Below are 574 nucleotides of genomic sequence, written 5' to 3'. Positions count from 1 at the left end.
CATGACGCCAGACACCCACGCCGCCCCGGTCACCGACGACAACCACCTCATCGCCGAGCGCCGCGAGAAGCTCAAGGCCCTGCGCGAGGCGCAGCAGGCCGGTGCCGGCCCGGCGTTCCCGAACGACGTCAAGCCGCTGCACAAGGCGGCCGACCTGTTCGCCGAGTACGACGGCATGAGCAAGGAGATGCTGGAGCCGCTGAAAGCGCGTGCCAGCGTGGCCGGCCGCATGATGCTCAAGCGCGTGATGGGCAAGGCCAGCTTCGCCACGCTGCAGGACAGCTCCTTTGGCCCGAGCGGCGGCCGCATCCAGATCTACCTCAACCTGGAAAGCGTGGGCGCCGAGGTGCTGGAAGCCTTCAAGCACTGGGACCTGGGCGACATCGTGGCGGCCGAGGGCGTGCTGTTTAAGACCAAGATGGGCGAGCTGACCCTCCACGCGGACCAGGTGCGTCTGGTGACCAAGAGCCTGCGCCCGCTGCCGGACAAGTTCCACGGCATCCACGACCAGGAAATCAAGTACCGCCAGCGCTACGTCGACCTGATGACCGACGAGCAGGCGCGCAAGCGCTTC

General features: G+C 67.2%; 1 protein-coding gene. It reads left to right on the top strand.

The annotated features are described in order from the left end of the window. Position 1: 1 nt before the first annotated feature. On the top strand, positions 2-574 hold a 573-nt coding region (locus HA630_RS00280), incomplete at its 3' end, for an OB-fold nucleic acid binding domain-containing protein (protein WP_243855302.1).

Source organism: Aquabacterium sp. A08, assembly GCF_011742065.1.
The sequence above is the reverse complement of the archived record's forward strand: the minus strand, read 5'-3'. Positions and strand labels throughout refer to the sequence as shown.